The sequence below is a fragment of the Rathayibacter sp. AY1E3 genome (genome assembly GCF_002932235.1).
Classification (GTDB): Bacteria; Actinomycetota; Actinomycetes; order Actinomycetales; family Microbacteriaceae; genus Rathayibacter.
The window spans coordinates 1-2,147 of sequence record NZ_PSVN01000046.1; the positions used below are offsets into that span (position 1 = coordinate 1).

A 2,147-nucleotide genomic window follows, 5' to 3' on the forward strand; every position below is an offset into this window, starting at 1 on the left:
AGCCCCTCCGCCTGTACCTCAGTTCCGGGAACGGATTCTGGGCGACGCTGACTCCGCTCGAGGGCGCTGAACCGATCGAGGAATAGCCCGCCAGTCGATTCCCTTACGGGACGATGCGCAACGTCACTGCGTGACAGAGTTGAGCCGTGGAGCGCTGGTTGAACGACGATCCCACGCTCCGACCGCTCATCGAACGCGGGTTCACTCGTTCAGGTGACTCGGTTGTACTTCGGGCCTACGCCGCCTCTCGCCTCCGGACGGCTCCGCCGTCCGATGCTTGGGGAGTGGAGTGGTGGGTGAATAGCATCCACTTACGCTCGAACCTTCCGGCCGCCAACGTATCGTGGCGGGAGCAGGTGGTCGCACAAGGATTGTTCCTGATCGACGGGCTGCTCCCCCGAATGGTTCGACTCTCGGCGGGCCGTGCGGCTCAAGCCGTCCTGTCGCTTCAGTCGTCGCCAATCTCTGTCGACCCCGAAGCCGACTTCGCATCAGGGTCTGTCCATTTCACGCTCGTCCGCAGCGCAGTGGAAGACGCTCGAGCAGTGGAAGACGCTCGAGCAGTTCAAACGCGGTCGATACAGCCCGTCATGGTTGTCACCCTCGACTCGATCGACGCCTCGACTAGAGACAGCGACGCCTCCTGACGCGGGCCCAGGATCGGAATCCTTCGCCTACTGGGCGGACCGGCCTGCCCCTGCGACCGAAGCGCTGAACGATCCCAATCCGGGACGCGAAGCGCGGCTGCGATGATCAGTCCATGCATCGAACAGTAGGCATAGTGGTCAGCCGGTGACACCACCGCAATCAGACGCGAGAACGGTTCGCGCGAGGATCCGTCTCCGTCCAACCAGCGACGGCGGCCGAAAGGCGCCCATCGGTCTCGACGGAAGGTACCGACCTCATGTCGTCGTCGTCGGCGGCGACGGAACGCATCTCGGCGTGATCGTGCGCAGCAGCGAGGCTACTGAAGTCGATCCCGGCGAGACGAGCGAAGTGACCCTTCAGCTTCTGTACGACATCGACTACAGCTCCCTCAGCGCCGGAGCGGCCTTCACTATCGTTGAAGGCCCCAAAGCCATAGGTGACGGACAAGTCCTCTGAAGCAGTCGCCTCGGTAGGCCGCCATGCTCTGAAGACACGATCGAGCGCGTCGCCCGCAGAACTGCGCCGCAGCGTCCGCTGCGATGCTCGGCCGCACCGCGTGACGACCCGGTGATCAATCCCCATACGGGCCAGCCTCGAGCACCCCGATAGTTACAGTGGGCGCATGAAAGCAGAGCTGCACGATCCGCGCGACCAAACCTTGCAGGTCGACGGTCCGACGTACCGCGTCCACTTCTGGTCCGAAGACGGCACGTCGAACCAAGAGTGGGAGCTTTCAGAAACCGACCTTGACGAGGTGCTGGCCTGGATCCCGAAGCGAGCTCACGGCCGGCCCCATAGCCTCTGGGTAGTTACCCGCAGCGACCAGGACGTCTGCCTCATCCGTCTTCGCGGCATCGACCTAGACGCGGCCGAGAGTTACTGGCCAAGCTGGGCGGCACGCACCTACTCAGCCGAACCCAAGTGAAGCGCTGACCGATCCCCTTGCGGGACGCGCGTGGTGGGTGGTGTCCGCCCTACTCTGACGGGTTGGAACTGCGGACCGCGAAGACGCTCGGCATCCTCGCGATGGTGGTCGGGACCCCAGTCGCCCTTCTCACACACACGATCGGCTGGGTTCAGACCGGCTGGGAACCGGGCGCCGTGCAGTGCCAGAAGAGCGAGTACCCCGACGGGATCGATCTCTACTCCAGCCGCGTGTCGGGCGAGAAGATCCTCTACCCGCTCGGCCTGTCCTGCACCTACGCAGCCAGCGAGACCTCACCAGGCATCACCATCCGTCACTACAGGTGGGACGCCACCGCCCTCTTCACCGCAGCCGCCGCACTCGCTCTCGCGGGAACCGTCGTCGCGCTCAGAGCCGAACGCAAGCAGGAGCTCATCACCGAGTCGCCGGAAGACCGAGCGACGACATAGCGCAGCGCCCCCTCTGCCGCTCAACGATCCCCTTACGGAACACATGATCGTGGAGTGCTGAACGTTCTGATTCATGGCGTGTTCACCGACGTGCCGGACCATGATGCTCATGGAAACACGAGAAC

The 2,147-nt window shown here is 63.9% G+C and carries 3 protein-coding genes; all 3 read left to right on the forward strand.

Features of this window, described 5'->3' with window-relative positions; translation table 11 throughout:
* The first annotated feature begins 942 nt into the window (after positions 1-942).
* The 3 genes from C5C53_RS17255 (at position 943) to C5C53_RS16675 (ending at position 2,022) form a co-directional block, all read left to right on the forward strand.
* Positions 943-1,104 carry a hypothetical protein gene (locus C5C53_RS17255; RefSeq protein ID WP_181027273.1) on the forward strand — a complete coding sequence of 54 codons (162 nt, stop codon included), beginning with the start codon at positions 943-945 and terminating at the stop codon, positions 1,102-1,104.
* A 166-nt stretch (positions 1,105-1,270) separates the two neighbouring features.
* On the forward strand, positions 1,271-1,573 hold the full coding sequence (locus C5C53_RS16670) for a hypothetical protein (RefSeq protein WP_104234409.1): 303 nt from the start codon (positions 1,271-1,273) through the stop codon (positions 1,571-1,573).
* A 62-nt stretch (positions 1,574-1,635) separates the two neighbouring features.
* Positions 1,636-2,022 carry a hypothetical protein gene (locus C5C53_RS16675; RefSeq protein ID WP_104234408.1) on the forward strand — a complete coding sequence of 129 codons (387 nt, stop codon included), beginning with the start codon at positions 1,636-1,638 and terminating at the stop codon, positions 2,020-2,022.
* The last annotated feature ends 125 nt before the right edge of the window (positions 2,023-2,147 follow it).